Genomic DNA, 26,755 nt, shown 5'->3' with positions numbered 1-26,755 from the left:
ATACCTGTCTCGCCAACCGCCGAGTCGTGGAACATCCTGAAATTTCCGTGTGTCCGGAATTTGTCCGCCGATGCCGGACGTTGGCTTGGAAGAGGGCAGGATAGAGGGGCCTACCCGCCCTGTCGGCCACGTGAGAAGGAGAACGACGATGCTGCGACCGGACGACCTCTACGAGATCGTCGACCAGTCGGTGGCGACCGGCCCGGCGGCGGCGCCGAAGGTCATGGTGCACTCCCTGGACGGGTTCATGGACGCGGGCCAGGCCGGCCGGGTGACCGCCGACCACCTGCTCGAGGTGCTCGACCACCGGTTGCTGGCGCGGTTCGACGTCGACCTTCTGCACGACTACCGGGCCAGGCGGCCCGAGGTGACATTCGCCGAGGACCGGTTCACCGACTACAACCCGCCGCACCTGAGCCTGCACCTGCTGACCGACGACGCGGGTGTCGAGTTCCTGCTGCTCGAAGGCGTCGAGCCGGACAACCACTGGGACCGGTTCGCCGGAGCGATCCGGCAGCTCGTCGAGTTGTACAACGTCACGCTCACGGTCGGTGTCCACGGCATCCCGATGGGTGTGCCGCACACCCGGCCGCTCGGCCTGACCGCGCACGCGACCCGGCCCGAGCTGGTCACCCGGTCGAACATCTGGGACGGCGAGATGCGGCTGCCCGCGAGCGCGGGGACCATGCTCCAGGTCCGCCTCGGTGAGGCCGGCAAGGACGCGATGGGGTTCGCGGTGCACGTCCCGCACTACCTCGCCGAGAATCGCTTCCCGAGCGCGGCGCTGGCGCTGGTCCACGCGATCTCCGCGGCGACGGGGCTGCTCCTCCCTAGCAAGGCGCTGCTCGACGAGGCCGCCGTCACCGGCCGGCTGGTCGACGAGCAGGTCGAGGCCTCCGAGGACGCCAGCGCGGTCGTGAAGGCGCTCGAGACGCAGTACGACGCCGCAGCCGGCTCCCTGAGCCGCAAGAGCCTGCTCGCGGACTCGACTCCCTCCGCGGACGAGCTGGGGGCGGAAGTGGAGCAGTTCCTCGCCGAGCTGAACCGCGAGGACGACAAGTAACCGCGGACCGTTTGCGGTGCGCGGCTGTGGGCCTGTCAGGATGAGGCATGCCTGAGTCGCTGGAGGATCTGGTCGAGCTGCTCGACCTGGAGATGATCGACGTCGACCTGTTCCGCGGACGTCAGCCGCAGACCTCGATGCAACGGGTGTTCGGCGGTCAGGTGCTCGGTCAGGCGCTCGTCGCCGCCAGCCGGACCGTCGACGCCGAGCGCGTCGTGCACTCGCTGCACGGGTACTTCCTGCGCGCGGGGGACACGTCGGTGCCGATCGTGTACCGCGCGGAGCCGACCCGCGACGGCGGCACGTTCAGCAGCCGGCGCGTGGTGGCGTCGCAGCACGGGAAGCCGATCTTCTACATGTCGTCGTCGTTCCAGCGGCCCGAGCGCGGCCTGGATCACCAGGATCCGATGCCGGACGACGTCGTACCGCCGGAAGAGGCGCCGCGGCTCGCCACCGTCCTGGAGGCGCGGTCCGGACGGCCCGCCGCGGACTGGGATCGCGAATGGGCGTCGCTCGACGTACGCCTGGCAGGTGTCACCGGCCGCCAGTTCTGGATCCGGGCCGCCGGCAAGCTTCCCGACGAACCGGCGCTGCACGCGTGCGTGCTGGCGTACGCGAGCGACCTGACGCTGCTCGGCGCCAGCCTCCTGCCGCACGGCATCGTGATCGGCGATCGCCGGATCCAGCCCGCGTCGCTGGACCACGCACTGTGGTTCCACCGCCCCTTCCGCGCCGACGAGTGGCTGTTGTACGACCAGGCGTCGCCGTCGGCGTCCGGAGCCCGCGGTTTCGCCACCGGCCGCCTCTACAACCAGTCCGGGCATCTGGTCGCATCCGTCGCCCAGGAGGGGCTGATCCGTCCCGTCGGACTGGACGAGGATCTGCTAGCGTAGAAGTGTGTTGAAGCGCGCTGTAGTCACGACGACGCCGGAGTATGTCCCGGCGCGCTGACACCTGACTGTCGAACCAAGCCCCGGGGCGAGTGCCCCGGGGCTTCGTCGTTCCTGTGGGTCTCTCGCCCCGTCCAGACGAGGAGACCACCATGTACGACCACCGCAAGATCGGCCGTGAACTCGGCCTGTTCGACTCCGACCCGCTCATCGGCGCCGGCCTGCCCTACTGGCTGCCCGCCGGTGCCGCGGTACGACGTGCACTCGAGAGCTACATCGCCGAAGTCGAACGCAGAGCCGGCTACCAGCAGGTGTACTCGCCCGTGCTCGCCAAGAAGGAGCTCTACGAGATCTCCGGCCACTGGGCGAAGTACCACGACGACATGTATCCGCCGATGGACATGGGCGGCGAGCAGCTCGTCCTCCGCCCGAGCATCTGCCCGCACCACGCGCTCATGTACCGCTCCCGCTCGCACAGTTACCGCGAACTCCCGCTGCGCATCTCCGAACTCGGCGGCCAGTACCGCGCCGAACTCTCCGGTGCCATCGGCGGACTCAGCCGCGTCCGCGCCATGCAACTCAACGACGCGCACATCTTCTGCCGCCTCGACCAGGTCGCCGACGAGGCCGCCGGAGCGTTGCGGCTGATCAACCAGGCGTACGCCGACATGGGTATCGCGGCGTCCCGCTATGTGCTCGCGCTTCCTGCTGCCGATGCGGAGTTCGACAGCCCGGCGAGCAAGTACGTCGGTGACGCGGCGAGCTGGGCGCAGGCCGCGGACCTGCTCCGCGAGGTGCTGAAGGACGTGGGCGTGGACTACGAGGACGCGCCGGGGGACGCGGCGTTCTACGGGCCGAAGATCGACATCCAGATGATGGATTCGGCCGGCCGGGAGTTCAGCCTGTCGACCGTACAGCTCGACTTCCACCAGCCGGAGCGGTTCGGTCTCGAGTACGTCGGTGCCGACGGCAACAAGCACCGGCCGGTGATGGTGCACCGGGCGATCGTCGGCAGTATCGAGCGGGCGATGGCGCAGCTGATCGAGGTACACGGCGGCGCGTTCCCGGCGTGGCTCGCGCCGGTGCAGGTCGTCGTACTGCCGATCTCGGACGACGAGGAGAAGCTCGCCGCCGAGGTCGCGCGACGCGCGTCGGACCGGGGCCTGCGGGTCGAGATCGCGCACGCCGACGAGGGCAGCCTCGGCGCCCGCATCCGCGAGAACCGGCTCGCGCCGTACCAGGCCGTCATCGGCGCCCGCGAGGCCGAGGCGGGCGAACTCGCCGTCCGCGAGCGTGGCGGCCGCCGCCACGACCCGGCACCGATCGGCGAGGTGCTCGACCGGATCCGCCGCGAGGCGGACCTCCACGCACGCAGAACCCACGATTCCGGGTGGTTTTGATCGTGTTCGAGGGGGTTCTGCCTGCGTGGCGGTTCAGCTCTCCTGCAGCTGCCCGATCAAGTGCGTCACGTCATGGCCCTCGTCGTACAGCGCGAAGTCGATCGTCTTGCCGGACTGCTGGAACCCGAAGCCGACGCGGGACGGGAGCAGCAACGGTTTGCGGAAGTCCACGCGGACCGTGAAGGCGTCCGGCAGGTGTCCGGCGCGCTGGACGGACGCGAGCGCGGCAGCCTTGGCCCACATCCCGTGAGCGATCTGGCGCGGGAACCCGAACGCCTGAGCGGTCAGCTTGAACAGGTGGATCGGGTTCCGGTCGCCGGACGCCGCGGCGTACCGGCGGCCGAGGTTGCCGCGCAGGTCCCACCACGCGGTCGGGCTCAGCACCGGGTCGGTCAGCAGGTCCGCACGCGCGTCCGGCGTCCCGGCGGACCGGCTGAGCAGCGTCGTGAGGTCGCTCCACACCAGTTCGTGGTCGACGAACACCTCGCTGATCACGTCGAAGACGGTGCCCTTCGGGTGCGGCCGTTCCGGCGTACTGTGCACACGGATCGACGGCTCGGCGTGCAGCGGGATCGGCTGCTTCTGCGTGATCGTGTTGGACAGGTGCACGATCCCCATCGGCTTGTAGGGGAACGACGGGTCGGACATCAGGTCTAGGTGCAGCGGGAACGCCAGGACGTGCGGGTACGTCGGCGGCAGCGCCGGACCGGCCTGGAACCCGGTGACCTCCCGATAGGTGTGCAGGTGGTCCTGGTCGATCGCGGAGCGGGGGAGCTCGAGCGTCAGGCCGTCCTCGTCCGGCTCGTAGTCGGCCCGGCGCAGGGTGGCGCGCACGGTCCGCGCGTAGAGCGATCCGAGGCCCGGCGAGTCGTCGTACCGTCGCGTCGGCATGTCAGGCGCCCAGCATGCTCTGGCCGCAGACGCGGACCACGTTGCCGGTCACCCCGGCCGACGCCGGATCCGCGAACCAGGCGATCGTCTCGGCCACGTCGATCGGCAGCCCGCCCTGTTGCAGCGAGTTGATCCGCCGGCCGACCTCGCGGATCGTGAACGGGACCTTCGCGGTCATCTCGGTCTCGATGAACCCGGGCGCGACCGCGTTGATCCGGATGTGCCGCTCGGCCAGCACTGGGGCGAGCGCCTGGACCATGCCGATCACGCCGGCCTTCGAGGTGGCGTAGTTCGTCTGGCCGTTGTTGCCCGCGATCCCGGCCATCGACGAGACGCCGATGATCGAGCCGCCGTCGCGGAGCGCGCCGGACTCGACCAGGTGCTTCGTGATCCGCTCGGGGGCGCGGAGGTTGACGTCGAGGACGGCGTCCCAGGCGTCGGTGCGCATGTTCACCAGGCGGCGGTCGCGGGTGATGCCGGCGTTGTGGACGACGATGTCGAGCCCGCCGTGCCGCTCCTGCGCGTGCGCGGCGATCCGCTGCGCCGCGTCGACCGCGGTCACGTCGAGGAGGAGCTCGGTCCCGCCGATCCTGGAGATCACCTTGCGCAACGCGTCCGCGTTCTGCGGTACGTCGACGCCGACGACGGTCGCGCCGTCGCGGGCGAGCGTGTCGGCGATCGCCGCGCCGATACCCCGGGCGGCTCCGGTCACCAGCGCGGTCCGCCCGGCGAGCGGCCGGCTCGGGTCGTTGCTGACCAGGGGCCCGGTCCCGACGCGGGCGACCTGGCCGTCGACGTACGCCGACTTGGGGGAGAGGAAGAAGCGCAGCGTGGAGTCGAGCTGCTCGTGCGCGTCCGGGGCGACGTACACGAGGTTGACGGTGGCGCCGCGCTTCACCTCCTTGCCGAGGCTTCGCGTGAAGCCCTCGAGGGCGCGCTGTGCGACGTGCTGGTCGGTGGAGCTCGAGAGTTCCGGCGTACGGCCGACGACGATCACGCGGCCCGCCGGGGCGAGCTGGCGGATGACGGGGGAGAAGAAGCGCTGCAGGCTGCTCAGGTCGACCGTCGAGGAGGCGCCGGTGGCGTCGAAGACGAGCGCCTTCGGGCGGATCTCGCTCGACGCGACGCCTTCGGCCGCCGTACTGAACGAGGCGCCGATGTCGTGCAGCAGGGCCTGGATCGCCTTGCCGGTGTCGGTCTCGCCGATGGCGCCGAAGACGACCGGCCCGTCGATCACCGGTGCGCCCTCGGTCCAGCGGGGCAGCGGCGCCGGGTCGGGCAGACCCAGGTTCTTCACCAGGGTCTGGCCGAGCGGCGTCCGGGTGAAGGTCTGGTAGCGATCCGTCATCTCAGCTCCTACTTCTCGAGGATGGCGACGACACCCTGGCCACCCGCGGCGCAGATCGAGATCAGCCCGCGGCCGCCACCGTTCTCGTCGAGTTGCTTGGCCAGCGCGGCGACGATCCGCCCGCCGGTCGCGGCGAACGGGTGCCCCGCCGCGAGCGACCCGCCGTTCACGTTCAGCTTGTCCCGGTCGATCTCGCCGAGCGGCGCGTCCAGACCGAGCCGCTCCTTGCAGAAGATCGGGTCCTCCCACGCCTTCAGCGTGGCCAGCACCTGGGACGCGAACGCCTCGTGGATCTCGTAGTAGTCGAAGTCCTGGAGGCTGAGGCCGGCCCGGGCCAGCATGCGCGGAACGGCGTACGCGGGGGCCATCAGCAGCCCCTCGGCCCCCTTCACGTAGTCGACCGCGGCCGTCTGCGAGTGGGTGAGGTACGCGAGCGGCCGCAGGCCGTGCTCCTCGGCCCACGCGTCGGTCGACAGCAGGACGGTCGACGCGCCGTCGGTGAGCGGCGTCGAGTTGCCGGCCGTCATCGTCGCGGTCTCGCCCTTGCCGAAGACGGGCTTCAGCTTGGCCAGCTTCTCGAGCGTCGTGTCGGCGCGCAGGTTCTGGTCCTTCTCGAGGCCGAGGTACGGCGTGATCAGGTCGTTCTGGAAGCCGCGGTCGTACGCGGCGGCGAGGTTGAGATGGGAGCGCAGCGCGAGCTCGTCCTGGGCCTCGCGGGTGATGCCCCACTCCAGCGCGGTCAGCGCGGCGTGCTCGCCCATCGACTTGCGGGTCCGCGGCTCGGCGTTGCGGGGGATCTCGGGGACGACGTCCTTCGGGCGGACGCGGGCGAGGACCTTCAGGCGGTCCGGGTACGTCTTGGCGCGGTTGAGGTCGAGCAGGATGTTGCGCAGCCGGTCGTTGACCGCGATCGGGGCGTCGGACGCGGTGTCGACACCGCCGGCGATGCCCGCGTCGATCTGGCCGAGGGCGATCTTGTTGCCGACCAGGATCGCCGCCTCGAGCCCGGTCCCGCAGGCCTGCTGGATGTCGTACGCCGGCGTACTCGCCGCGAGCTTGGAGCCGAGGACCACCTCACGCACCATGTTCCAGTCGCGGGCGTGCTTGAGGACCGCACCGGCGACCACCTCGCCCACCTCCTGCCCGCCGAGGCCGGTACGGTCGACGAGACCGTTCAGCGCTGCGGTGAGCATGTCGGAGTTGGAGGCGTGCCGGTAGGTCTTGTCCTGCCGGGCGAACGGGATGCGGTTGCCGGCGACCACAGCCACCTTGCGCGGTTCGGTCACGATATCTCTCCTGCTCTAGCGGAGCGGGTCTTCTTGGTTGTCAGGGCCTTACGTCCCACCGCGGTGGCGAGCGTGGCAGTGATGGCGGTCGACCGGACGGTGCCGACATCGGCATGATGCACCACCGGGTGTCCGGGTTGGCGGCCCGACACGATCAGACCGACCCTTGCCATGTGCAACGATCCGAGGGTCTGCGTGTACAGGTGGTTGGCCAGGTAGGCGGTGTCGACCTCGTCGAAGACGCCGGTACGCTGGCCGGCCTCGAGGATGGCCGCGATACGGTCCAGCGGCGCCGCCATCGCCGTACCGAGCTTGACCATCACCGGCTCGGTGATCTCGCCGAACAGCTCGTCACCGGTCCTCCGCAGCAGGCTCATCGCGCAGTCGGTGAAGGCCGGGTACTGCAGGCAGAAGTCGACGAACGCCTCGCTCAGTGCCTTGAGCCGGTTGAGCGGTGCGCGGCGGGGATTGTCCGTTCCCTGCAGGCGGTCCTCGAGCTCGGTCAGGTAGTCGACGAGGGTGAGCGCGAACAGCTCTTCCTTGCCGGCGAAGTGCCGGTAGATCAGGGCCTTGTTGATCCCGACCCGTTTGGCGATATCGTCGATCTGGGCGTCGATCGTGCCGCGCTCGTCGAACAGCTCGCGGGTGGCCCGGATGATGTCCCGCTCCCGGTCGCGACGACGCTCCGCCGTGGTGCGGCGGCGTCCGATCGCGAGCAGCGCGGAGCTCATGACATCGATCTTAGCCACAGTGGTACCTCTTGGTGCAAACGACAGTTACACTCGTCGGTAACATCCCCGCTCTTGTGAGGACCTGATGAGTGACCCTGTGGTGTCCGCAGACGTGATGAAGCTCGCCGGCGAACTCGGCGCGGAGCGCTCGAAGCCGGACTGGAGCACGTTCTCGCTCGCGATCAACGACGAGCAGCGCGAGATCCGGGACTGGGCGCACACCTTCGCCGCCGAGGTCATCCGCCCCGCCGCGTCCGAGTGGGACGAGCGCGAGGCGACGCCCTGGCCGATCATCCAGGAAGCGGCCAAGGTCGGCATCTACGGCCTCGACATGAACGTCAACCTCTTCGTCGACCCGACCGGCCTGCTGATGCCGCTGGTCCACGAGGAGCTGTTCTGGGGCGACGCGGGGATCGCGATGTCGCTCAAGGGCACCGGGCTGGCGTCGTCGGCGATCTTCTCGAACGGTACTCCGGAGCAGTGGAGCCAGTGGATGGGACGCTGCTACGGCACGCCGGACGACGTACGCGTGGCCGCGTTCTGCTCGTCGGAGCCTGGCGCCGGATCGGACGTTTCGGGGATCCGTACGAGGGCTGTGTACGACGAGCGCACTTCTGAGTGGGTGATCAACGGGCAGAAGGCGTGGGCGACGAACGGCGGGATCGCGGACATCCATGTGGTCGTCGCGACAGTTGATCCTTCGCTCGGTACGAAGGGTCAGGCCGCGTTCGTCGTACCCAAGTCGGAGGTGCGCGGGCTGGAGCAGGGGACGAAGCTGCGCAAGCACGGTCTGCGCGCGTCGCACACCGCGGACGTCTTCTTCGACAACGTCCGCATCCCCGCCGGGAACGTCCTCGGCGGCAAGGAGAAACTCGACGAACGCATCGCCCGCGCCCACGAGGCCCGCTCCAGCGGCTCAGGCTCGTCCGGACGCAACGCCTCGATGGCGACCTTCGAGATGACCCGCCACATCGTCGGCGCCCAGGCCATCGGCATCGCCCGCGCGGCGTACGAGGTGGCTCTGGAGTACGCCAAGAGCCGCGAACAGTTCGGCCGCCCGATCATCGACAACCAGGGCATCGCCTTCAAACTCGCCGACATGGCCCTCGAGATCGACGCCGCAAGGCTGCTGGTCTGGCGAGCCGCCAACATGTCCGCCGCCCTGATGCGCGGCGAAGCCCCCGACTACCGCCACGGCGAAGGCTCCATGGCCAAACTCAAGGCCGGCGAGGTAGCCGTCAAGGTCACCGAAGAAGCCATCCAAATCCTCGGCGGCAACGGCTACACCCGCGAATACCCCGTAGAACGCATGCACCGCGACGCCAAGATCTACACCATCTTCGAAGGCACCTCGGAGATTCAGCGTTTGGTGATCGCCCGAGCCATCTCAGGAATGCGTATCAGGTAGGTGCTGACGTGGGGGAGTGGAGTGGACCCACGCGTGCTACGCAGGCGCTCCGTCGCTTTGCTCGTCCTGCGCCTGCTGCGCGCGCTCCGGCCCGCCCCCGGGCTTGGCGCCCGGTCTTAGTTGCCGGCCATCGAAACATGAGCTTTACGGTCCGCGGTTCACCATCCGCGTAGCAGGGCCCGATGTCGGCGAGAGTGTTTAGGCCACGAGGTAGTGAGCGGCCTGGGAGCGTGGTGCTTGGCAGGTGGGGGATGGCTAGGTGGTGTGGCGCTGCCGGGCTCGCTCGATCCATTCCTGGGTGCGGTCGCGGGAGCGGCCGGACCAGGTGGTGAGTTCGCCGATCACCGTACGCGCGCCCAGCCGGAGGGTCTCGTCCGTGCCGAAATGGGCCTTGAAGGGATGAGTCTCGATCCGGTAATCGGCGCATGCCCGGAGGATGCGGCGCTCGGCGTCGCTCACCTTGTCGTGGCGTGCCTCTACGACCTGCACGACGCGGGCGCCGAGGCCGAGCCACTGGGCGAGCCGGTCCTGCGTAGTCAGGCTGCGTCCGACCTTGAGAAACCGGAGGCCTGGCGCCGTGAACCTCACCAGGTACAGCAGATCGCGCGCGCCCGGAGGGATGGCGGAGGACGACCGCCAGGGCTCGCCGCCGCAGTGCCGGCAGTACGGTGGTGCGACCTCGCCGGTCTTGCGATCGAGGAAGGGGCGCTGCCAGCGCGGACCGATCCGACCGCAGGCTTGGTGACGGAGCCACTGATCGGAAACCTGCTTGCTGCGGCCGCCGGTGCTGAGCAGGTTGCAGCGGGCGTCCGCTATGTGCTCGAACCCGGCCGCAAGTTCGGCGGCGCGCCGCTCGGCCAGGAGCTTCTGGGTCGACTTCCACAGCGGCGGCTCGCCGCAGGTGGTGCACGGCAGCCGCTGCCCACGATGGACTGCCCTGCGGACGCGACAGACGCTGCAGGTCAAGATGTCCACCGGGTCGTCGGGCAGTTGGCGTGCACGAATGCCTTTGGTGCAGCTGTGGCAAAACGTCACGCACGGGTAGAACGACCCGCCGCACTCGATGGCCGGCACCGGCCGCCGACAGTTCGAGTTCCAGCAGGCAGTCACACCGCGCTCATCGGCTGAGGACTACGCAGTGTTACAAGAGCTGGCTTGGGTAAACGGATTGCTTCCCTAGGCTCTGCGCGGTCGCCTGATCAGAGGGTGGTGACCAGGTCGCGGGCGGTGCGGGCGGCGCCTACGAGCGTGGCGGAGGCCGGTCCGGTCCAGTCGCCGTACCCGATGAGGTGCAGGCGTGGTTCCTTGATGGCCTGCGTGCCGTGCGTGGGGATGAGGCCGTCCGGCGAGCGCAGGCCGAGGGGCGACAGGTGACCGAGTGCCGGGCGGAAGCCGGTGCACCAGATGATCGCGTCGTACGGCGATTCTGTGCCGTCACGCCACCGGACGCCGTGCTCGACCAGCCGGACAAACGGTCTGCGGGCGTGCAGGACGTCGCGGTCTCGGGCCTCGCGGACGCTGTGCACCATCACGATGTCACCGAGGCCGGCGACGCCGGGGTCCGGTTCGCCGAGCTCGCGGGCCCGCTGCCTTCGGGTGGCGATCTCGAACAGCGCTCGGCCGTCGACGTCGTCCGGCAGGAAGCGCGGCGGGCGCAGCGTCACCCAGGTGGTCTCGGCGACCGTCGACACCTCGGCCAGGATCTGTGCGGCGGAGTTGCCGCCGCCGACGATCAAGACCCGCTGTCCGGTGAACTCCGATGCCTGCCGGTAGCCCGCCGTGTGCAGCTGCCGGCCGGCGAACGTGCCGGCAGAGGCGGGGATGAACGGGCGTGACCAGGTTCCCGTCGCCGAGATGACCCGCTCGGCGGACCAGTCCCCGCCGTCAGTGTGGACGATCAGGCGTTGACGATCTCCGCGGCTGACGGCCGTGACCGCGGTGGATCGCCGTACGTCGAGTTCGTAGCGCTGCTCGTACCGGGTCAGGTAGTCGACGACGTGTGCCGCGAGTGGATAGCCGCCGTCGCCGGTCCACGGCGGCATCATCCAGCCGGGCAGCGAGGAGTACTGCGTCGGCGAGAAGGTCCGGAGCGTCGGCCACATCTGTGCCCAGGCGCCACCGGGTCGGTCCGCGGCGTCGAGGATCACGAAGTCCTTCCCGGGAACCAGGCCCGAGCGGCGCAGGTAGAACCCGGTGGCCAGGCCGGCCTGGCCACCGCCGATCACGACAAGCTGCGTGTCGTGTGTCTGCCTCGTCACGTCGGCCGGGATCAGGCGGTGGCGGGAGTGCGGACGGACAGCAGGGTCGACAGCCAAGTGAGGCGCTCGGGAATCGGCCAGTAGTAGACCCAGGTGCCGCGGCGCTCGCAGTCCACGAGGCCCGCCTCCCGGAGGACCTTCAGGTGGTGCGAGATCGTCGGGCCGCTGACATCGAAGTGGGGTGTGACGTCGCAGACGCACACCTCTTCGCCCGCGGAGGCGATGATCGACATGAGTCGCAGCCGAATCGGATCTGCCAGCGCCTTGAACACGGCGGCGCCGTCCACGGCCTGAGCGGGCTCGAGCGCAGCCTCGGAGATCGGCGCGCAGCAGCCGGTGAGGACGGGAAGTTCCTGTTTCGACATACGTCTATCTTGACTTATGTCGAAGCAGGAGGCAAGGTAGGCCGTGTTGATTAGACGATCATCAACTTAGGGAGGGTCTGGAGATGATGAAGCTCGTCCGGCGGATGGTCCGCCTCGGGAGAGTCGAGTTCTGCGACGGGTGCGGTCAGGTCTGCACCGCGCAGTGCCGCGCGGAAGCACACCGCGACCGGCTTCGCGCCCGCCAGGCGCAGTTCCGGCTCCCGCTCTGACCACACAAGCCTGTAGGACTGGAGAACAATCGTGAGTGTCGCATCCTCTGAACTGCCCGTCGTCGTCATCGGAGCAGGGCCGGTGGGGCTCGCCGCGGCGGCGCACCTGGCCGAACGTGACATCGAGTTCCTGGTGCTTGAATCAGGTCCGAGTGTGGCAGCGGCGATCGACGAGTGGCGGCACGTGAAGCTGTTCAGCCCGTGGCGCTACGACATCGACGGCGCGGCTCGCCGGCTGCTGGAGAAGGCCGGTTGGGAAGAGCCGGACCTGGACGTGTTGCCGACGGGCGGGGACTTGATCGACGCGTACCTCGCGCCGCTTGCCAAGACGCCGCAGCTCAATGACCGCATCCGCTACAACGCGACCGTGACCGCGGTGACCCGGGTCGGCTTCGACCGGATCCGCACGGCGGGCCGCGAGAACGCGCCGTTCCTGGTACGGCTCGGCGACGGCGCGGAGCTTCAGGCGAGTGCGGTGATCGACGCGGCCGGGACCTGGCGGCGGCCGAACGTGCTCGGCGGTTCGGGCATTCCGGCTCGTGGTGAGGCCGGCCTCGCCGACCAGCTGGCGCACGCGTTGCCTGATGTGCTGGGGCGCGACCGTGAGCGCTTCGCGGGTCGTCGTACGGCGGTTGTCGGCGCCGGTCATTCCGCGGCCACGACGCTGCTGGAGCTGGGTCAGCTGGCCGAGCAGGTGCCGGGGACCGAGGTCCTGTGGGTCGTCCGCGGTACCGACCAGGCGCGTACCTACGGTGGTGGTGAGGCCGATGAGTTGCCGGCTCGTGGCGCGCTCGGTTCGCGGCTGAAGGCGCTGGTGCAGTCGGGGCGTGTCGAGCTCGTGAGCAGCTTCCGGATCGAGGCGATCTCGCGTACGGCGGACGGCCGGGTCGAGCTCGCCGCGGGGGAGCGGCGGGTGGTCGCGGACACGGTGGTGAACTCGACCGGCTTCCGTCCCGACCACCAGATGGTCGGCGAGCTGCGGCTGGACCTGGACCCGATCCTGGGGGCCACGCGGGCGCTGGCGCCGTTGATCGACCCGAACCAGCACTCGTGCGGGACCGTTCCGCCGCACGGTGTCGACGAGCTGACTCACCCGGAGCCGGGGTACTACGCCGTCGGTGCGAAGTCGTACGGCCGGGCGCCGACGTTCCTGCTGGCCACCGGCTACGAGCAGGCACGTTCGGTGGTCGCGGCGCTGGCGGGGGACTGGGACGCCGCGCGTGACGTCCAGCTGAACCTGCCGGAGACCGGGGTGTGCTCGTCGAACCTCGCGTACGGCGACTCGGCCGACGAGGCCGCGGGCGGCTGCTGCGGACCGGCACCGCAGGCCGTTGAGGTTACGGCTGGTCGCGGTCTGGCCACCGGCATCAGCGGCGGCCTGCTGACCGTGATCGACGCCTCGCCGAAGGCCCAGGCGAGCACGCAGGCGAGCACGCAGTCGGGTTGCTGCGGCTGATGACGTCCGGTCCGGGGCTGGCCGCGCGCGCAGGCGCGGCGTCGGCCAGTCCCGGATCGCGCCGGCTGGTCGGCGCTCTCGCCGTCACCCAGACGGTTGGGTACGGCGTTCTGTACTACGCGTTCAGCGTGATCCTGGGTCCGATGAGTCGCGACCTGGGTATGTCGACCGCGACCGCGGCGGGCGCCTTCACAGTGTCGGTGCTGGTCACGGGCCTCCTGTCGATCCCGGTCGGGCGCTGGTTGGATGCTCGCGGTGGGCATGGGTTGATGACCGTCGGATCGGTTCTTGGTGCGGTGGCGGTGCTGGGCTGGTCGCAGGTCCAGAGTCCGGCGCAGTTGTACGTCGTGTTCGTGCTGGTCGGGGTGGCGTCCGCGATGGTGTTGTACGAGCCGGCGTTCGCTGTCGTTGTGGCGGTGACGGATCCGGCACGGCGCGGGAAGGCGCTGCTCGGGATCACCTTGGTGGCCGGTTTCGCCAGCTCGATCTTCATCCCGCTCACCGGACAGTTGGCCGCACGACTGGGCTGGCGCCCGACACTCGTCGTACTCGCCGTCCTTCTTGCGGTGGTGACGATCCCGCTCCACGGGGTGGCGTTGAGACACACGGCGTCGGCAGGCCGGCGCGACCCGCGAGACACCAGGGACAGACGGGGGTGGGGTAGATCGTCGGCCCGGGTGTTGCGGGACCCCGGCTTCTGGTTGCTGGCGGCTACGTTTGTGCTGCATGGTGCGGCGCTTGCGGTGGTCGCCGTACACCTGGTGCTGTACCTGATCAGCCTCGGTCATCCGGCGCCGCTCGCCGCGACGCTCGCCGGGCTGCTCGGTTTGTTGTCGGTCACCGGCCGGATCGTGAGCACCCTGTCGACGCGATGGTTGCCGATGGCCACCATCGCCGGGCTGATCTTCGTCGTTCAGGGAGCGGCGCTGTCGCTGCTGCCTGTGCTCGGCCGCACCGTCGGCGGCGCGGTCGGGTGCCTGGTGTTGTTCGGGCTGGGGTTCGGCATCGCGTCGATCGCGACACCTGCGATCCTGCTCGACCGGTACGGCGCGACCGGCTACGGCACGATCGCGGGCACCCTGGCCGCGCCCGTGCTCGTTGCCAAGGCGTCGGCCCCACTCGGCGGCGCGGTGCTGGCAGCTACGGCGGGGTATCGGTCGCTGGTCACGCTGGTTGCCGCGGCCTGCGCGCTGGCCGGCGTACTGCTTCTGCTCGTGCGGAGGCTGCCCAGTGACCGGCCGGCAGTTGGCCGGTCACGAGGAAGATGACGCGGCCCTGCTGCCCGGACCTACCTTCTTGCAGAACGACCGCTGGTCAGCGCGTGGACGACGTACCTGGCGTCGCGAGAGACGCCACGCAGGGTGTTCGACGAGAAGGACCGCTGGAACTCGACGCCGAGGTAGGCCAGTCCGGGGTGGGTTGTCGAGATGCCGCGGTTGTGCAGGGGCATTCCGGTGCTGTCGAGTGCGCCGAGGCCTTGCAGGTACGGGAGGTTTGGGCGGTACCCGGTTGCGAAGACGACCGTGTCGACCTGCTCCTGGGTGCCGTCCGCCCAGGTCAGGCGGTCGCCGTCGAAGCGGGTGAACACCGGTCGCTGATCGAGTCGGCCGTCCTTCAGTGCCTCGGCGTAAAGGCCGGTGTCGAAGACGGGGGTGCCGTGGATGAGCCGGCTGAGGACGGATGGTGGCAGGAGGTCGATGCGCAGGGTGTGGAGCCAGTAGTGCATGTCGCGGCCGCCGCGGAGCTGCGGTACGAACTGCACGGGGCGTCGTACGGCCATGGTCACGGTGGCGACTTCGGCCAGTTCGTAGGCGATCTGGACTGCGGAGTTTCCGGCGCCGACCACGACGACGCGTTGGCCGGCATACGGCTTGGGGCCGCGGTAATCGGCCACATGCAGGAGGTGTCCGGTGAAGCTGCCGGGGATCGTGGGGATGTGCGGGTTGGTGAATGAGCCGCTGGAGCAGATGACGGCGGGGGTGTGGAACTCGTCGCCGGTGTCGGTGTGTACGAGGTAGCCGGCGCCGTCGCGCTCGACTGCTGTGGCGCGTGTGTTCGTGTGGAGTTCGGCGTCGAGGCCTAGGGAGAGCCGTTCGAGGTAGGCGACCACTTCGTCCCTGGTGGGGTAGCGATCCGGGTTGCCGGGGAACGGCGCGCCCGGGAAGCCGCTGTAGCGGGCGGGGGAGAAGAGCGCGAGGCTGTCGTAGTACTGCGGCCAGGACCCGACTGCTCGTTCGCCGGCCTCCAGTAGTACCGGGCGCAGTCCGGCGTCGCGCGCCGCGAACGCTCCGGCCAGTCCTGACTGGCCGCCGCCGATGATCACGACATCTGTGTCTGTCATGGCATCAACATATCCTAGTATCGCAATATGACGAAATGACGATATTGATTAGGCTGGGGTCATGGCGGATCAGCGAGACTCCCAGGCGGCCGGCGCTGTCGAGGATCTCGTCGAGCTGCGCGCTGCCACGCACGACTTCCTCAAGGCGCTGTCCAGCCCGACCCGGCAGCGGATCATGCTGCTGTTCGCGCGCGGCGCCGAGCTCTCGGTGAACGAAGTCGCCGAACAGGCCGGCATCGGCCAGTCGACGGCCTCCCAGCAGCTCGACCTGCTGCGCCGTGGAGGCATCGTGACTGCCCGTCGCGAGGGTAAGAGCGTCCTGTATCGCGCCGATCGCGAGGGCGCTGCGGCTGCCCTCGCCGACCTGCAGGCCTACCTGAAGACCTGCTGCTGACTCAGTCGCGCAGGGTGAGCTGACGACGGTGGAAGTCGTAGTGCTGCGTCGAAAAGTGGTAGACGTCGGCCAAGGTCATGTAGTCGTTGAAGAAGGGATCCCAGCGGGTCGGGTAGTGCATGCCGCGGGCGAGGTCGGTGTCGGATTCGGCGTCGAGCCGCTGGTGGAGCTTTGAGATCACGTGGTCGAACATGATCACCATGCGCTCGGGGCTCACCGTGTGGCCAGCGGCGTACGAGCCAAGAAAGTTGACCTGGTCGAACGGGCGGGTGCCCGCGTTCAGCAGCCGGGCATAGGCCCGGCTGGCGCCCTTGGGCAGGCGACCGAAGATGCGTACCAGCCGTAGCAGGGCGCGGATGATCAGATAGCCGAGCAGCATGTGGAACAGCAGTTGACGGTTGTTCCACCGCGTCCCGTTCGACGGTCTCCGCAGTCCCTCCTCGTCAGCCGACTCGACCAGCTGCCGGAAGTCCGCACGGGCACGCTCGAGCTCATCATGCACCGACTGCCTGTCCATACCTCCATCATGCGCGGCGCCGCCATCGACGCGAGGGATGACGGCGACAGATCATTGGTCTGGGTGCGTACTCGGTACTACGGACCTTGCCCGTGGGACAGTTGCCCGACGATGACGATCTTCACGTTCCACCTCGCGGAGCCCCGGCCCTCGACGACGGCGGGGGCACTGTGGAAGGCGCCGAGTGTGTCGTCCACTCCTGGGTTGCGGTATGCCGAGTGCCTGGCGCTGATGCGACTTGGTGCCCCGACTGTGTCGCCGGATCGGTTGCAGTTGCGTCGGATCGCGATGTTCGCGCGGTGGGAGGACGAGGCGGCGGTCGAGAGGTTCCTGGCGGAGCACCGGTTGGGCAGGGAGTTGGCGGCGGGGTGGCATGTGCGCATGCAGTTCCTTCGGCGCTGGTCGCGGCTGGCGGCGCTGCCCGATCTGCCGGCAAAGGCGGGGGAGTGGGATCCTGCCGAACCTGTCGTGGCGGTCACGCTGGCTCGGATGCGCCTCTTGGAGGTGCCGAGGTTCCTCAAGTGGGGCAAGCCTGTGGAGCGGCTGGTTCGTGACCATCCGGGGGCCACGCTGGCGCTCGCCGCGATGCGCCCGCCCCGGACGATCTCTACGTTCTCGGTCTGGCGGACGGTGCGGGAGATGGAGGAGATGGTGCGCGGCCACAGCGGTGTCCCTGAGCCCGACCGTCATGCTGCTGCGATGGTCGAGCGCCGACGCAGGGACTTCCACCACGAGTTCGCCACGCTTCGGTTCCGGCCGCTGTCGGAGCACGGCTCGTGGCAGGGGCGAAGCGGCATCGTCCCGACGCTCCACGGGTGAACTGCAGATCCGTAGCGAGGCCTCAGGGGCCATCGTGTGTGATGTGGTGACGTAACGTAACGTCAATGTATGTCGCTCTGACGTTCTTGGTCGAGCTCGGACCACTATGACCCGTCGGTGCCTGGTCAGGCGTCGGTCAGGGTGGTTGCCGAGTCGCGGACGACGAGCTCGGGGTCGGGGCCGGCGATGATGCCGCTGGTGCAGGGGTGTCCTGCCATCAGCTCGTACAGCGCGTCGACGCCGGCCCGGCCGAGCTCGTACATGGGCATCCGGACGGCGGTCACGGCTGGGCGGAGGTGTTCCATCAGGCCGACGTCGTGGATCCCGACGACGGACAGCTGGTCGGGTACGGCGATGCCGAGGTCCCGGGCGGCGGCCAGCACCCCGACGGCGCTCATGATGTTGTTCACCACGACCGCGGTCGGCGCGACCGGCAGTTGCAGCGACTGTCGCAGTCCGTCGGCACCTGCCTGCTCACCGAACCCGGTCGCCAGGTGCGGCGCCGGTTCCAGCCCGGCCTGCCGCATCTCCTGCTGATACCCGAGGTAGCGCTGCTGGAACGCGTGCCCGGGCGCCCCGCCGATGAAGACGACCCGCCGATGGCGCAGGTTGAGCAGGAACCGGGTCGCCATCTCGCCCGCGCGGTGGTCGTCGATGCCGACCCAAGGGTGGTCCTGGTCGTAGTCCAGGCTGAGGATCGGCTTGGGATGGGAGCGCAGCTCGGCCATCACGTCGTCGTCGTACAACTGGTCGTCCCGGATCAGAATGCCGTCGACGGTGCCGTGGCTGAGCAGCCGGGTGACGAACTGGCTGCTCGACCGCATCGTCTCGGCGTCGCCGAGCAGGACCGTCCCGCCGCGCTCGGACGCGGCCCCGTAGACGCCGCGCAGCAGGTCGGCGTAGACGGGATTGTCGAGCTTGTGGAGGATCAGCGCGATCATGCCGGTGCGGTTGAGCCGCAGCGACCGGGCCGCTTGGTTGGGCTGGTAGTCGAGGTTCTCCATCGCCTGGATGACCCGCGCGCGGGTGGCCTCGCTCATCCGGGTGTGGGTCGTGCCGTTGATCACGGCCGACACCACCGCGACCGATACCCCCGCTGTGCGGGCGATGTCCCGTTGCGTTGTCACGCGTGCGCAGCTCCCTCGAACCGTTGACGTAACGTCTCAACCAAGTCTACGGTGAATTAACGATACGTCACCTAGGGAGCGCGGATGCCATCAGCATGCCGCCCTGTGCTCCCAACGAACTTTCTCGACGACGGCGTTCGCGTTCGACCGCGCGGACGTCGGCGCGGCTACCCGCCTGCTGGACAGTCCCGACCTGGCGTCGAACGACTTCAGCGAACGCTCTCACATGTCATGAGGAGATGGGATGCAACGAAGACTTCTTCGGCGGAGCACTCGCCGCCGTACCCGTGCGTGGACAGCGACGACAGTCGCGCTGGCGCTGATGGTGACGGGTCTGTCGCCGGCCAGGGCTGCCACGTCCGACATGGCGGAGCTCGGTGAGCTGCTCGACCTGACGCGTCCGGGGCTCGCCCAGGTGGCGGCGGAGCTTGCTGCCGGCGACGAGGCGGGCGCCGCGGCCGAGCTCAAGGTCTACTACGCGGGCCGCTCGGGCATCGAGTACCCGGGTGTGGGCGGGGCAGGAGGCGGCGACGCGACCGCCGACGAATTGGCAGCGGGGATCTTCCGGTTCGGCACCGTCACCCGTGACTTCCACAACGACGCCGAGCAGCGGATCGACGTGGACTGGCAGGATCTCTGGGGTGGAACGGAGACCACTCCGGGCGGCGCGCAGGTTCTGATGAGTGACTTCGCGTTCATGTCGACGCTGACGGGCGCTTATGTGAAGGAGAGCGACCCGCAGAAGCGTGCGGCGTACGCGTCGGCGTGGATGGACATCTCACTGGACTTCTTCGCCGACAATCCGAGCTGGCCGCAGAACCGCAACCTCTCAGGCGGCAAGCGGCTGGCCCAGCTCGTCAGCGCGTTCTCCGTGTTTCGCACGGAGCCGAGCATCGACGCGGATGACCTCGTGGCGTACCTGTCCGGCGTGCACGCGACGACGGATCAGCTCGCGCGTGTGCTGCAGATCCACGTCGGAAACAACTGGTACGTCTCGATGGCCCGCGCGATCTACGTCGCGGCCGTCTATCTGCCCGAGTTCTCGGGTTCCTTCACCTGGGAGCCGTTCGCGGTGCGCTCGGTCGAGCGGTTCCTGCGCGCCTGGGTGAAGGGCGACGGCGTGTATCGCGAGCCGACGTTCAACTATCAGGCCTACGTGGCGGATCTGATCAACACGATGATCGACGTAGCCGATGCCAACGGGCGAACCCTTCCCGACGGGATTGGTCAGTCAGCGGATTGGATCGCGGATGCGCTGTTCGCGACCCGTCAGCCGAATCTCGAGCCCGCGCTCGTCGGCGACTCTCCGAACACGGACGCTGGCACGAGCGCGATTCGGAAGGCCGGTGAGCGTAACTCCTGGTCCGACTTCACCTGGGTCGCCTCCGGGCGCACCGAGGGGACCGTCCCGACGCTGTCGTCCACGGTATTTCCGATCAGCTATGCGGTCCAGCGGTCCGGGTGGGACGCCGATGCCCGGTACATGCTGATCAACAACCAGAACTCCAGCTATACGGCCTCGCATCGGCATCCCGACGACCTCAGCCTGGTGATGGCGGCGTACGGGCGTCCGCTGATCGTCGACCCCGGAGCGGGGGACTACAGCGCGACCCCGACGAACGACTGGATGCGCCGCACGACCGAGGCGCACAACACCGTCGAGGTCGACCGACAACCGCAGCCCGCCGGCCTGCCCCGCTCGACGTCGCTGTGGCGCTCGAACGCGGGCCTCGATATCTACCGCGGTAAGACGCAGGCCTACCGGCCGATCGCGCACGATCGCGTCGTCTACTTCGTCAAGCCCGGCTTCTGGGTCGTCTCCGACGACCTCACGGGTGCCACCGGCGCGCACGACTACCGGCAGCTCTGGCACTTCCCTGGCGATCCGGTCACCGTCGACCCGAACACGAACGTCGCAACGGTCGGGTTCGACACCGTGCCCGGTGCCACACCGGTTGCCGGCGTGCAGCTCGTCCCCGTGGCCCAACCCGGCGCCGATCTCACGTCGAGCGTCCACAAGAACGGCGCCGTGCGCGTGGGCGAGCAGGTTCTCACCGACGTCGACTACCTGTCGTACGACTGGTCCGCCACCGGCGCCACAGGAGTGGACACGGTCGTAGTTCCCGGCAAGGCTGGCGCCGCGCCCTCGGTGAAGGCGTCACGCATCGATCTACCCCAGGTGGATCACTCCGTGGCCAGCGCGATGGAGATCGACCTGCCGAAAGCGACCGGCCGCTTCTACCTGTCGCGCGAGGCGATTCCCTCGTCGAGGAACTTCGGGGACGCCGCGACCGACGCCGAGACCGCCTACCTCGAGCGTGCCAACAAGGGCGGCGGACTGACGCGGTACGCGCTGACCCAGGGATCGTCGCTGGTCGACGACGGCGACACCATCATCAAAGCCTCCGGAGTTGTGTCCGACGTCAGTGTTGAACTGCAGGGCGCTACCGCCCAGATCTCGCTCGGGGACCCCTTCACCGGCACCCTCACGATCAACGCGCCGAAGGCACGCGCCGTGAAGATCAACGGCACCCCGACCGCGTTCACCCGCACCGGCGACCTCGTCACCGTCTCGGCCAAGGCGGTCTTCGCCCTGAACCCGTTGCTCAATGAGGAGTTCACCGACGCGAGCCTGGACAGCACCGCCTACGGCTTCAATGACTCCCTTGACGGCTGGACGCCAGTGCAGGGCAGCTGGACGCTGGGCGGCGCGCAGTCTGACAAGCAGCTGGTGCAGAACTCGAGTACTGACACGCAGTCGTTGGCGGTGCAGCAGGACGTACCGGATGACGTGGTCGTGACTGCCGACATCGTTCCAGGGACACGAAACCAGACGACGGCAACGACCGGTCTCGCGTTCCGCTACCACGATTCCCGCAACTACTACCGGGCCGATGTTGCCAATACATCGGGCGGCGCGAAGCTGCAGCTCGTGAAGGTTTACAACGCGACGTCTACGCTTCTCGCGGAGACAGAGCTGCCGATCAACGCAGACAGCGCGCACACACTGACGGTCTCCGCTGTCGGGAAGCATCTGATCGCCACAGTGGGCACTACGTCGATCTCCGCAGACGACACGCAATTGCCGACGGGTGGTGCGGCCGCCTCGACGAACGGCCGGGCTGCGGCCTTTGACAACATCACGATCAAGGAAGGGCTCGACCAGGCCAATTGGCGGGGTATCGCAGGAAAGGCGTCCGTCAACTCGGGTCAGTTGAAGCTCACGCCTACCGATGGCAGGGCGCACGTACTGGCCGACTCGACGCTGCCGTCACGCTTCTCCGAGGAGTGTGACTATGTCGCGCAGGCCACGGTCACGATCAATGGATCCGTCGGCACCGCGGGCATCTCGCTGCGAGACACCTCGGACTCCTATGGGTACCGGATCCACCTCGGCAAGACGAGCAATGGAACTCAGTACGCGAGTATCGTGCGCGAGGCTCACGCGTCGGGTCCGGTCACGGTGGGCACGGTATCGCTCAGCAACCCGTTGACAGGTCCCGTCGAACTTGGTGCAGCGATTCACGGTGACCGGATCACCGTCACGTTGAACGGCGTTCAGATCCTGGAGGGTCGCGACACCGTTGTCCGGAGCGGCGGCGTTGGGCTTTACGCATCCACGGAGAGCACGTTCGAGAACGTCACTGTCGCACGCTCGTGTGAGGGACAGCGCGCCCGTCCAAGTGTTCCTGGCGCAGGTCCACGGTGAACCTTGCCGGTTGAGCCGGTTGAGCCGGTCGTGACGATGCGACCACGTGAGGCCTCGGGACACGGAGCTTGATCTCCGGCAGAGATCTTGTTCATCCCGGGCCTCACCGCTCTCCGGTCACCCTGACGTCTGTCCGTGACGGAACTTCGCGCCGGGCCGGCTGGGGTGGACTTCGTTACGCTGGCGGCATGACCACGATCAAGGACGTTGCGAAGCGGGCCGGGGTGTCCACGGCCGTGGTTTCCGCGGTGATCTCCGGGGCTCGCGGCAACATTCGGATGAGCGAGGCGACCCGGCTGCGCGTCGAGCAGGCGATCCAGGACACGGGCTATCGCGTCAACCACGCCGCGCAGTCGCTGAGACTGTCCAGATCGGGAGTGATCGCAGCGGTGGTGCCGAAGATCGCGAACCCGGTCTTCGAGCTGGCGATTCGTGGCATGCATGCGGCCGCCGAGGAACAGGGGGACGTGCTGTTGTTGGCCGACGCACTGTGGATCGAGCCGGGCAGCCACCTGATGAGCCGGATCGTCGGCACCGGCATGGTCGACGGGGTGTTGTTGCGGTCCACCCATTGGGGGAACGAGACCGCCGAGGAACTCACCAAGCGGTCCATCCCGTACGTGATCCTGCAGAACCCGCGACCTGATGACTCCGTGTCGGTGTGGATCGACGACGCGGCCGGGATCGGTCTGGCCGCGACACATCTGCTGAGTCTCGGGCACCGCCGCATCGCATTGGTCGGCGGCCCACTCGTCCCGATCGCCAGTACCGCCCGGGTCGACGGCTATCGCTCGGCGTTGCGCGCAGCGGGTGTGCGCTTCGACCGGTCGCTGATCAAGCAGGTCGGCTACGAGCCACCGGATCTGGCGACCGCGACGCGCGAGCTCCTCGGCTCGGCCCGGCCGCCGTCCGCGCTGATCATCGACAACATCGTGGCGGCGTCGGGAGCGATCGCGGCGATTCTCGATCTCGGCCTGCGGATCCCCGACGATCTGTCGATTGTCGTGTACCAGGACCTGCCCGCGGCGGACACGATGCGGCCGGCACCGAGCACGGTCCGGATGCCTGTGCAGCAAGCCGGAATGCGCGCCTACACAACACTGCGCCGGATGATCGATGGCCGCCGCGTCCAGTCGGCTCTGGTGACGCGGCCGGCGCCGAAACTGATCGATCGAGGATCGACAGCACCGTACGTCGGCTGAGCGCCGATCTGCCGAGAGCTCGCCGTCGAGGTCTCACGGGCCTTGATTAACCGATGAATCATCGGCATGATGCTCGCAGTAGCCCCGAATCGACCGTAGGCCCACTGTTGTTCTGGATGGGCTGGACAGGAAATTCCGCATGGTTCACGTCGTTCTCGTCTCCGGCTGGCAAACCGTCAACATCGGCGACGTCGCCCATACGCCAGGGGCACTCCGAGCCTTTGAGCGCTACGCGCCGGAGGTGAAGCTGACGCTGTGGGCCCTCAGCATCGACGAGAGCGTACGGCGGATGCTGGCCCGCTACTTCCCGGATGTCGAGATCATCGAGGACCGGGTGGTGCCCGGCGAGCAGCTCAGCCCCGGGCTGGAACGGATGTTTGCCGAGGGCGACCTTCTTGTCCACGGGTCGGGACCCTCGCTGGTCGGCCAGGCGGAAGTCGCCGAGTGGCGGCGGCTGACCGGAAAGCCGCACGGCTTCTTCGGGGTGACGGTGGACCCGCTCCGCCCGTACTTCTCGACGCTCGACCGGGCGGCGAGCATGGTCAACGCGATCGACGGTGACCTGCTCACCGAGCGCGAGCGCGAGGTGCTCGACACGGCCGCGTTCGTCTACTGCCGGGACTCGCTGACCGAGCGGTTCCTGGCCGGCCAGGAACTAGCGGCGCCCAAGATCGCGTTCGGTCCGGACGCCACCGTGATGTTCGACGTGGTCGACGACGGCGACGGCCAGGCGGTCCTCGCGGAGTACGGGTTGAAGCCCGGACGCTTCCTGTGCGTCGTACCGCGGCTGCGTTTCACGCCGTACCACCAGATCCGGAACTACCCACCCGCGGCCGAGGATCTTCGCCGGACGGCCTACAACGCGGGCTATCTGAAGTCCGACCTGGACGTTCTGCGGCAGACCGTGATCGGTTGGGTGCGAGCCACGGGCGAGCCGGCGCTCGTCGTGCCGGAGATGAGCTACGCGATGGAAGTCGCCGAGGCCGAGTTCGCGGGGACATTCCCTGCCGACGTGGCCGACCTGGTCCACATCCTGCCGCGGTTCTGGGACCTGACCGAGGCGGCTGCGGTCTACCGGCGGGCCGGCGCGGTCGTGAGCATGGAGTGCCACTCACCTCTGATCGCGCTGGCGGAAGGTGTTCCGTCGATCTACGTGCGTCAGCCGACCGACACGATCAAGGGCCAGATGTACAACGATCTCGGCCTGCCGTTTGTCGAGCTGGGACCGGGGGCCGGCGCTGCGGCCGGGCAACTCCTGCAGAAGATCGCCGACGACCGGCCGGCCGCGGCCGAAGTCGCGCGGCAGGCGCGGGAGAGCGCGCAGGAGCACGTGCGGGAGATGGTCGAGACCGCCGTCGCAGCGGTCGGCAGCAGGATCTCCTGATGTCGTCGGGGATCAAGGTGCGGCCGGGGACCGTCGCAGATCCCGGTACCCCTGCCGCCCGCCGGACTCGCCTCCGCGGGGATCTCGCGGCCCGATGGCACCGGGACCGGGTGTTGCTCGTGCTCGCAGTACCGGGCGTGATCGTCCTGGTGATGTTCCACTACCTGCCGCTGCTGGGCAACGTGATCGCCTTCCAGGACTACCAGCCGTTCCTCGGCATCAGCGGGTCAGATTTCGTTGGCCTGAGCAACTTTTCCGTCATCTTCGACGGTGACCCGGAGTTCCTGAACGCCCTCGTGAACACGTTGATCATCACGATGGTCCAGGTGCTGTTCGTGTTCCCGTTGCCGATCGCGCTGGCCCTGGTCCTCAACTCCATGCTGAACGAACGAGCCAAGCGGCTGACGCAGTCGATCCTCTACCTGCCGCATTTCCTGTCCTGGGTCATCGTCGTGGCATTGTTCCAGCAGATGTTCGGCAACGGCGGAATGCTGAACGAGTGGCTGCGTTCCGCGGACCTGGGAACGTTCCAGATCATCGGCGTACCGGAACTGTTCAAACTGCTGATCACGTCACAGGTGATCTGGAAGGACACCGGATGGTCGACCATCATCTTCCTGGCCGCGCTGTCCAAGGTCGACCTGAACCTGTACGAGGCGGCGGCGATCGACCGGGCCGGCCCGGTCCGGCAGCTGTGGCACGTCACGCTGCCTGCGATCCGGCCCGTCATCGTACTGCTGCTGATCCTGCGGCTGGGTGATTCGCTCACGGTCGGTTTCGAGCAGATCCTCCTGCAGCAGGGTCCGGTCGGCGCGCAGGCTTCCGAAGTGCTCGACACCTACGTCTACAACAACGGGATCATCGGCGGGAACTGGGGTGTCTCGGCCGCGGTCGGCTTGGTGAAGGGCGTCGTCGGTGTCGTTCTCGTGCTCGGAGCGAATCGGCTCGCCCATGCGATGGGGGAGCGAGGGGTGTACTCGAAATGACGGGACTGCTGGAAACCCCCGCTGAACGCCGTGCTCGACGCAACCATCGGTCGGCGTCGGACGAGCGGCCTGCCTGGATGGGACGGCAGCCGCGCTGGGCGACCGCGGCGCGCGGTGTACTGCTGACCGTCGCCTGCCTCGCGGTGATCGTCCCGTTCGTCGCCGTCGTGATGACGAGTCTGGCGCCGCAGCGCGACATCAGCGCGCGCGGCGGACTTGTCCTCTTCACCAGCGAGCCGTCGCTCGCGGCGTACCGGGCCGTTCTGTCGGGAGGAGTGGTGACGCGGGCCCTCAGCGTGTCGGTCGCGGTCACCGCTGTGGGCACTGTCCTGTCGCTGGCCTGCACCATCATGCTCGCGTACGCCCTGTCGCGGCCGGGATCGCTGTTGCACAAGCCCATCCTGCTGATGACACTGTTCACGCTCTTGTTCAATCCGGGCATGATCCCGATGTACCTGATCGTCAAGCAGCTCGGCCTGATCGACAACCTGGCGGCGTTGATTCTGCCGGTGGTGGTCAACGCCTTCAACGTCATCGTGATGCGGTCCTTCTTCCTCGAGCTGCCCAGTGAGCTGACCGAGTCGGCGAAGATCGACGGGGCCGGCGAACTCCGGATCCTCACCCTCATCGTCCTGCCGCTCTCGAAGGCCGTCGTCGCGGTGGTCGGCTTGTTCTACGCCGTCGCCTACTGGAATGCGTTCTTCTCTGCCCTGCTCTACCTGCCTTCGCCGGAGAAGTGGCCGCTGCAGCTGGTCCTGCGAACGTTCGTCGTGAACCAGACGCCTCTCGGTACGGACGAGCTCTCGGCGTCGACCGAGTCGCTGCCACCCCAGGCATCGATCCAGATGGCGATTCTGGTCATGTCCGTCATCCCGATCCTGATCATCTACCCGTTCATCCAGAAGCACTTCAGCAAGGGACTTCTGATCGGCGCCGTCAAAGGCTGATCG

The 26,755-nt window shown here is 68.3% G+C and carries 24 protein-coding genes; 14 read left to right on the top strand and 10 right to left on the bottom strand.

Annotated elements, in window-relative coordinates; translation table 11 throughout:
• Positions 1-148 precede the first annotated feature (148 nt).
• The 3 genes from BJY22_RS27905 (at position 149) to thrS (ending at position 3,353) form a co-directional block, all read left to right on the top strand.
• On the top strand, positions 149-1,063 hold the full coding sequence (locus BJY22_RS27905) for a proteasome assembly chaperone family protein (RefSeq protein WP_167212370.1): 915 nt from the start codon (positions 149-151) through the stop codon (positions 1,061-1,063).
• A 47-nt stretch (positions 1,064-1,110) separates the two neighbouring features.
• Positions 1,111-1,956: an acyl-CoA thioesterase gene (locus BJY22_RS27900; protein ID WP_167212367.1), complete on the top strand. Its 846-nt coding sequence runs from the start codon at positions 1,111-1,113 to the stop codon at positions 1,954-1,956.
• A gap of 149 nt (positions 1,957-2,105) precedes the next feature.
• Complete coding sequence (thrS, locus tag BJY22_RS27895; protein WP_167212364.1) at positions 2,106-3,353, top strand: threonine--tRNA ligase; 1,248 nt, start codon at positions 2,106-2,108, stop codon at positions 3,351-3,353.
• 33 nt (positions 3,354-3,386) lie between these two features.
• Here the strand turns inward: thrS and BJY22_RS27890 are convergent, their stop codons facing one another.
• The 4 genes from BJY22_RS27890 to BJY22_RS27875 are packed head-to-tail and all read right to left on the bottom strand — an operon-like array spanning position 3,387 to position 7,609.
• On the bottom strand, positions 3,387-4,244 hold the full coding sequence (locus tag BJY22_RS27890) for a MaoC family dehydratase (protein WP_167212361.1): 858 nt from the start codon (positions 4,242-4,244) through the stop codon (positions 3,387-3,389).
• 1 nt (position 4,245) lies between these two features.
• Positions 4,246-5,592: a 3-oxoacyl-ACP reductase gene (locus BJY22_RS27885; RefSeq protein WP_167212358.1), complete on the bottom strand. Its 1,347-nt coding sequence runs from the start codon at positions 5,590-5,592 to the stop codon at positions 4,246-4,248.
• 8 nt (positions 5,593-5,600) lie between these two features.
• The gene (locus BJY22_RS27880) at positions 5,601-6,878 is read right to left on the bottom strand and encodes an acetyl-CoA C-acetyltransferase (RefSeq protein ID WP_167212354.1); all 1,278 of its coding nucleotides are present in this window, start codon (positions 6,876-6,878) and stop codon (positions 5,601-5,603) included.
• Positions 6,875-7,609, bottom strand: coding sequence for a TetR/AcrR family transcriptional regulator (locus BJY22_RS27875; RefSeq protein WP_167212351.1), 735 nt, complete (start codon positions 7,607-7,609; stop codon positions 6,875-6,877). Before BJY22_RS27875 ends, BJY22_RS27880 begins: the two co-directional genes overlap by 4 nt.
• 85 nt (positions 7,610-7,694) lie before the next feature.
• Between BJY22_RS27875 and BJY22_RS27870 the strand changes: the two genes are divergently transcribed.
• On the top strand, positions 7,695-9,017 hold the full coding sequence (locus BJY22_RS27870) for an acyl-CoA dehydrogenase family protein (RefSeq protein WP_238350478.1): 1,323 nt from the start codon (positions 7,695-7,697) through the stop codon (positions 9,015-9,017).
• Positions 9,018-9,272: 255 nt separating this feature from the next.
• On the opposite strand, the gene BJY22_RS27865 is transcribed toward BJY22_RS27870, so the two are convergent.
• The 3 genes from BJY22_RS27865 to BJY22_RS27855 all read right to left on the bottom strand — a co-directional run bounded on the left by BJY22_RS27865 (position 9,273) and on the right by BJY22_RS27855 (position 11,640).
• Positions 9,273-10,091, bottom strand: coding sequence for a hypothetical protein (locus BJY22_RS27865; RefSeq protein ID WP_167212348.1), 819 nt, complete (start codon positions 10,089-10,091; stop codon positions 9,273-9,275).
• Positions 10,092-10,216: 125 nt separating this feature from the next.
• The gene (locus BJY22_RS27860) at positions 10,217-11,275 is read right to left on the bottom strand and encodes an ArsO family NAD(P)H-dependent flavin-containing monooxygenase (RefSeq protein ID WP_337759253.1); all 1,059 of its coding nucleotides are present in this window, start codon (positions 11,273-11,275) and stop codon (positions 10,217-10,219) included.
• An 11-nt stretch (positions 11,276-11,286) separates the two neighbouring features.
• Complete coding sequence (locus BJY22_RS27855; protein WP_167212345.1) at positions 11,287-11,640, bottom strand: ArsR/SmtB family transcription factor; 354 nt, start codon at positions 11,638-11,640, stop codon at positions 11,287-11,289.
• A gap of 83 nt (positions 11,641-11,723) precedes the next feature.
• Between BJY22_RS27855 and BJY22_RS27850 the strand changes: the two genes are divergently transcribed.
• From BJY22_RS27850 to BJY22_RS27840, 3 genes are read left to right on the top strand one after another with little or no spacing between them, the layout of a single operon-like run.
• Positions 11,724-11,870 (top strand): hypothetical protein, encoded by a 147-nt coding sequence (locus BJY22_RS27850; RefSeq protein WP_167212342.1) that lies wholly within the window; start codon positions 11,724-11,726, stop codon positions 11,868-11,870.
• Positions 11,871-11,901: 31 nt separating this feature from the next.
• Positions 11,902-13,326, top strand: coding sequence for an FAD-dependent oxidoreductase (locus BJY22_RS27845; RefSeq protein ID WP_167212339.1), 1,425 nt, complete (start codon positions 11,902-11,904; stop codon positions 13,324-13,326).
• Positions 13,326-14,594: an MFS transporter gene (locus BJY22_RS27840; RefSeq protein WP_167212336.1), complete on the top strand. Its 1,269-nt coding sequence runs from the start codon at positions 13,326-13,328 to the stop codon at positions 14,592-14,594. The genes BJY22_RS27845 and BJY22_RS27840 overlap by 1 nt, the downstream gene beginning before the upstream one ends.
• A 20-nt stretch (positions 14,595-14,614) precedes the next feature.
• Here BJY22_RS27840 and BJY22_RS27835 read toward each other — a convergent pair whose 3' ends face one another.
• Positions 14,615-15,667 (bottom strand): flavin-containing monooxygenase, encoded by a 1,053-nt coding sequence (locus BJY22_RS27835; RefSeq protein ID WP_167212333.1) that lies wholly within the window; start codon positions 15,665-15,667, stop codon positions 14,615-14,617.
• Positions 15,668-15,728: 61 nt separating this feature from the next.
• On the opposite strand from BJY22_RS27835, the gene BJY22_RS27830 reads away from it, so the two are divergent.
• A complete protein-coding gene (locus BJY22_RS27830; RefSeq protein WP_167212330.1) occupies positions 15,729-16,061 on the top strand; it encodes an ArsR/SmtB family transcription factor in 333 nt (110 codons plus the stop codon).
• 1 nt (position 16,062) lies between these two features.
• Here BJY22_RS27830 and BJY22_RS27825 read toward each other — a convergent pair whose 3' ends face one another.
• On the bottom strand, positions 16,063-16,578 hold the full coding sequence (locus BJY22_RS27825; protein ID WP_167212327.1) for a DinB family protein: 516 nt from the start codon (positions 16,576-16,578) through the stop codon (positions 16,063-16,065).
• Positions 16,579-16,689: 111 nt separating this feature from the next.
• Between BJY22_RS27825 and BJY22_RS27820 the strand changes: the two genes are divergently transcribed.
• A complete protein-coding gene (locus tag BJY22_RS27820; protein ID WP_167212324.1) occupies positions 16,690-17,397 on the top strand; it encodes a hypothetical protein in 708 nt (235 codons plus the stop codon).
• A gap of 125 nt (positions 17,398-17,522) precedes the next feature.
• On the opposite strand, the gene BJY22_RS27815 is transcribed toward BJY22_RS27820, so the two are convergent.
• A complete protein-coding gene (locus BJY22_RS27815) occupies positions 17,523-18,524 on the bottom strand; it encodes a substrate-binding domain-containing protein (RefSeq protein WP_167212321.1) in 1,002 nt (333 codons plus the stop codon).
• A 244-nt stretch (positions 18,525-18,768) separates the two neighbouring features.
• Between BJY22_RS27815 and BJY22_RS27810 the strand changes: the two genes are divergently transcribed.
• From BJY22_RS27810 to BJY22_RS27790, 5 genes are all read left to right on the top strand, one after another.
• The gene (locus BJY22_RS27810) at positions 18,769-22,233 is read left to right on the top strand and encodes an alginate lyase family protein (RefSeq protein WP_167212318.1); all 3,465 of its coding nucleotides are present in this window, start codon (positions 18,769-18,771) and stop codon (positions 22,231-22,233) included.
• 188 nt (positions 22,234-22,421) lie between these two features.
• On the top strand, positions 22,422-23,435 hold the full coding sequence (locus BJY22_RS27805; RefSeq protein WP_167212315.1) for a LacI family DNA-binding transcriptional regulator: 1,014 nt from the start codon (positions 22,422-22,424) through the stop codon (positions 23,433-23,435).
• 139 nt (positions 23,436-23,574) lie between these two features.
• Positions 23,575-24,819: a polysaccharide pyruvyl transferase family protein gene (locus tag BJY22_RS27800; RefSeq protein ID WP_167212312.1), complete on the top strand. Its 1,245-nt coding sequence runs from the start codon at positions 23,575-23,577 to the stop codon at positions 24,817-24,819.
• Complete coding sequence (locus tag BJY22_RS27795) at positions 24,819-25,805, top strand: ABC transporter permease (protein WP_167212309.1); 987 nt, start codon at positions 24,819-24,821, stop codon at positions 25,803-25,805. The genes BJY22_RS27800 and BJY22_RS27795 overlap by 1 nt, the downstream gene beginning before the upstream one ends.
• Positions 25,802-26,752: a carbohydrate ABC transporter permease gene (locus BJY22_RS27790; RefSeq protein ID WP_167212306.1), complete on the top strand. Its 951-nt coding sequence runs from the start codon at positions 25,802-25,804 to the stop codon at positions 26,750-26,752. The genes BJY22_RS27795 and BJY22_RS27790 overlap by 4 nt, the downstream gene beginning before the upstream one ends.
• Positions 26,753-26,755: the final 3 nt, after the last annotated feature.

The organism is Kribbella shirazensis (genome assembly GCF_011761605.1).
GTDB lineage: Bacteria > Actinomycetota > Actinomycetes > Propionibacteriales > Kribbellaceae > Kribbella > Kribbella shirazensis.
The sequence above is the reverse complement of the archived record's forward strand: the minus strand, read 5'-3'. Positions and strand labels throughout refer to the sequence as shown.

Bases quoted from the DNA above. Each gene is read 5' to 3' on its own strand.
- BJY22_RS27805 (WP_167212315.1), top strand. From the start codon at position 22,422: ATGACCACGATCAAGGACGTTGCGAAGCGGGCCGGGGTGTCCACGGCC.
- BJY22_RS27810 (WP_167212318.1), top strand. From the start codon at position 18,769: ATGCAACGAAGACTTCTTCGGCGGAGCACTCGCCGCCGTACCCGTGCG.
- BJY22_RS27890 (WP_167212361.1), bottom strand. From the start codon at position 4,244: ATGCCGACGCGACGGTACGACGACTCGCCGGGCCTCGGATCGCTCTAC.
- BJY22_RS27900 (WP_167212367.1), top strand. From the start codon at position 1,111: ATGCCTGAGTCGCTGGAGGATCTGGTCGAGCTGCTCGACCTGGAGATG.
- BJY22_RS27820 (WP_167212324.1), top strand. From the start codon at position 16,690: ATGACGATCTTCACGTTCCACCTCGCGGAGCCCCGGCCCTCGACGACG.
- BJY22_RS27795 (WP_167212309.1), top strand. From the start codon at position 24,819: ATGTCGTCGGGGATCAAGGTGCGGCCGGGGACCGTCGCAGATCCCGGT.
- BJY22_RS27875 (WP_167212351.1), bottom strand. From the start codon at position 7,609: ATGAGCTCCGCGCTGCTCGCGATCGGACGCCGCCGCACCACGGCGGAG.
- BJY22_RS27800 (WP_167212312.1), top strand. From the start codon at position 23,575: ATGGTTCACGTCGTTCTCGTCTCCGGCTGGCAAACCGTCAACATCGGC.
- BJY22_RS27855 (WP_167212345.1), bottom strand. From the start codon at position 11,640: ATGTCGAAACAGGAACTTCCCGTCCTCACCGGCTGCTGCGCGCCGATC.
- BJY22_RS27840 (WP_167212336.1), top strand. From the start codon at position 13,326: ATGACGTCCGGTCCGGGGCTGGCCGCGCGCGCAGGCGCGGCGTCGGCC.
- BJY22_RS27830 (WP_167212330.1), top strand. From the start codon at position 15,729: ATGGCGGATCAGCGAGACTCCCAGGCGGCCGGCGCTGTCGAGGATCTC.
- BJY22_RS27790 (WP_167212306.1), top strand. From the start codon at position 25,802: ATGACGGGACTGCTGGAAACCCCCGCTGAACGCCGTGCTCGACGCAAC.
- BJY22_RS27885 (WP_167212358.1), bottom strand. From the start codon at position 5,592: ATGACGGATCGCTACCAGACCTTCACCCGGACGCCGCTCGGCCAGACC.
- thrS (WP_167212364.1), top strand. From the start codon at position 2,106: ATGTACGACCACCGCAAGATCGGCCGTGAACTCGGCCTGTTCGACTCC.
- BJY22_RS27835 (WP_167212333.1), bottom strand. From the start codon at position 15,667: ATGACAGACACAGATGTCGTGATCATCGGCGGCGGCCAGTCAGGACTG.
- BJY22_RS27870 (WP_238350478.1), top strand. From the start codon at position 7,695: ATGAGTGACCCTGTGGTGTCCGCAGACGTGATGAAGCTCGCCGGCGAA.
- BJY22_RS27825 (WP_167212327.1), bottom strand. From the start codon at position 16,578: ATGGACAGGCAGTCGGTGCATGATGAGCTCGAGCGTGCCCGTGCGGAC.
- BJY22_RS27850 (WP_167212342.1), top strand. From the start codon at position 11,724: ATGATGAAGCTCGTCCGGCGGATGGTCCGCCTCGGGAGAGTCGAGTTC.
- BJY22_RS27905 (WP_167212370.1), top strand. From the start codon at position 149: ATGCTGCGACCGGACGACCTCTACGAGATCGTCGACCAGTCGGTGGCG.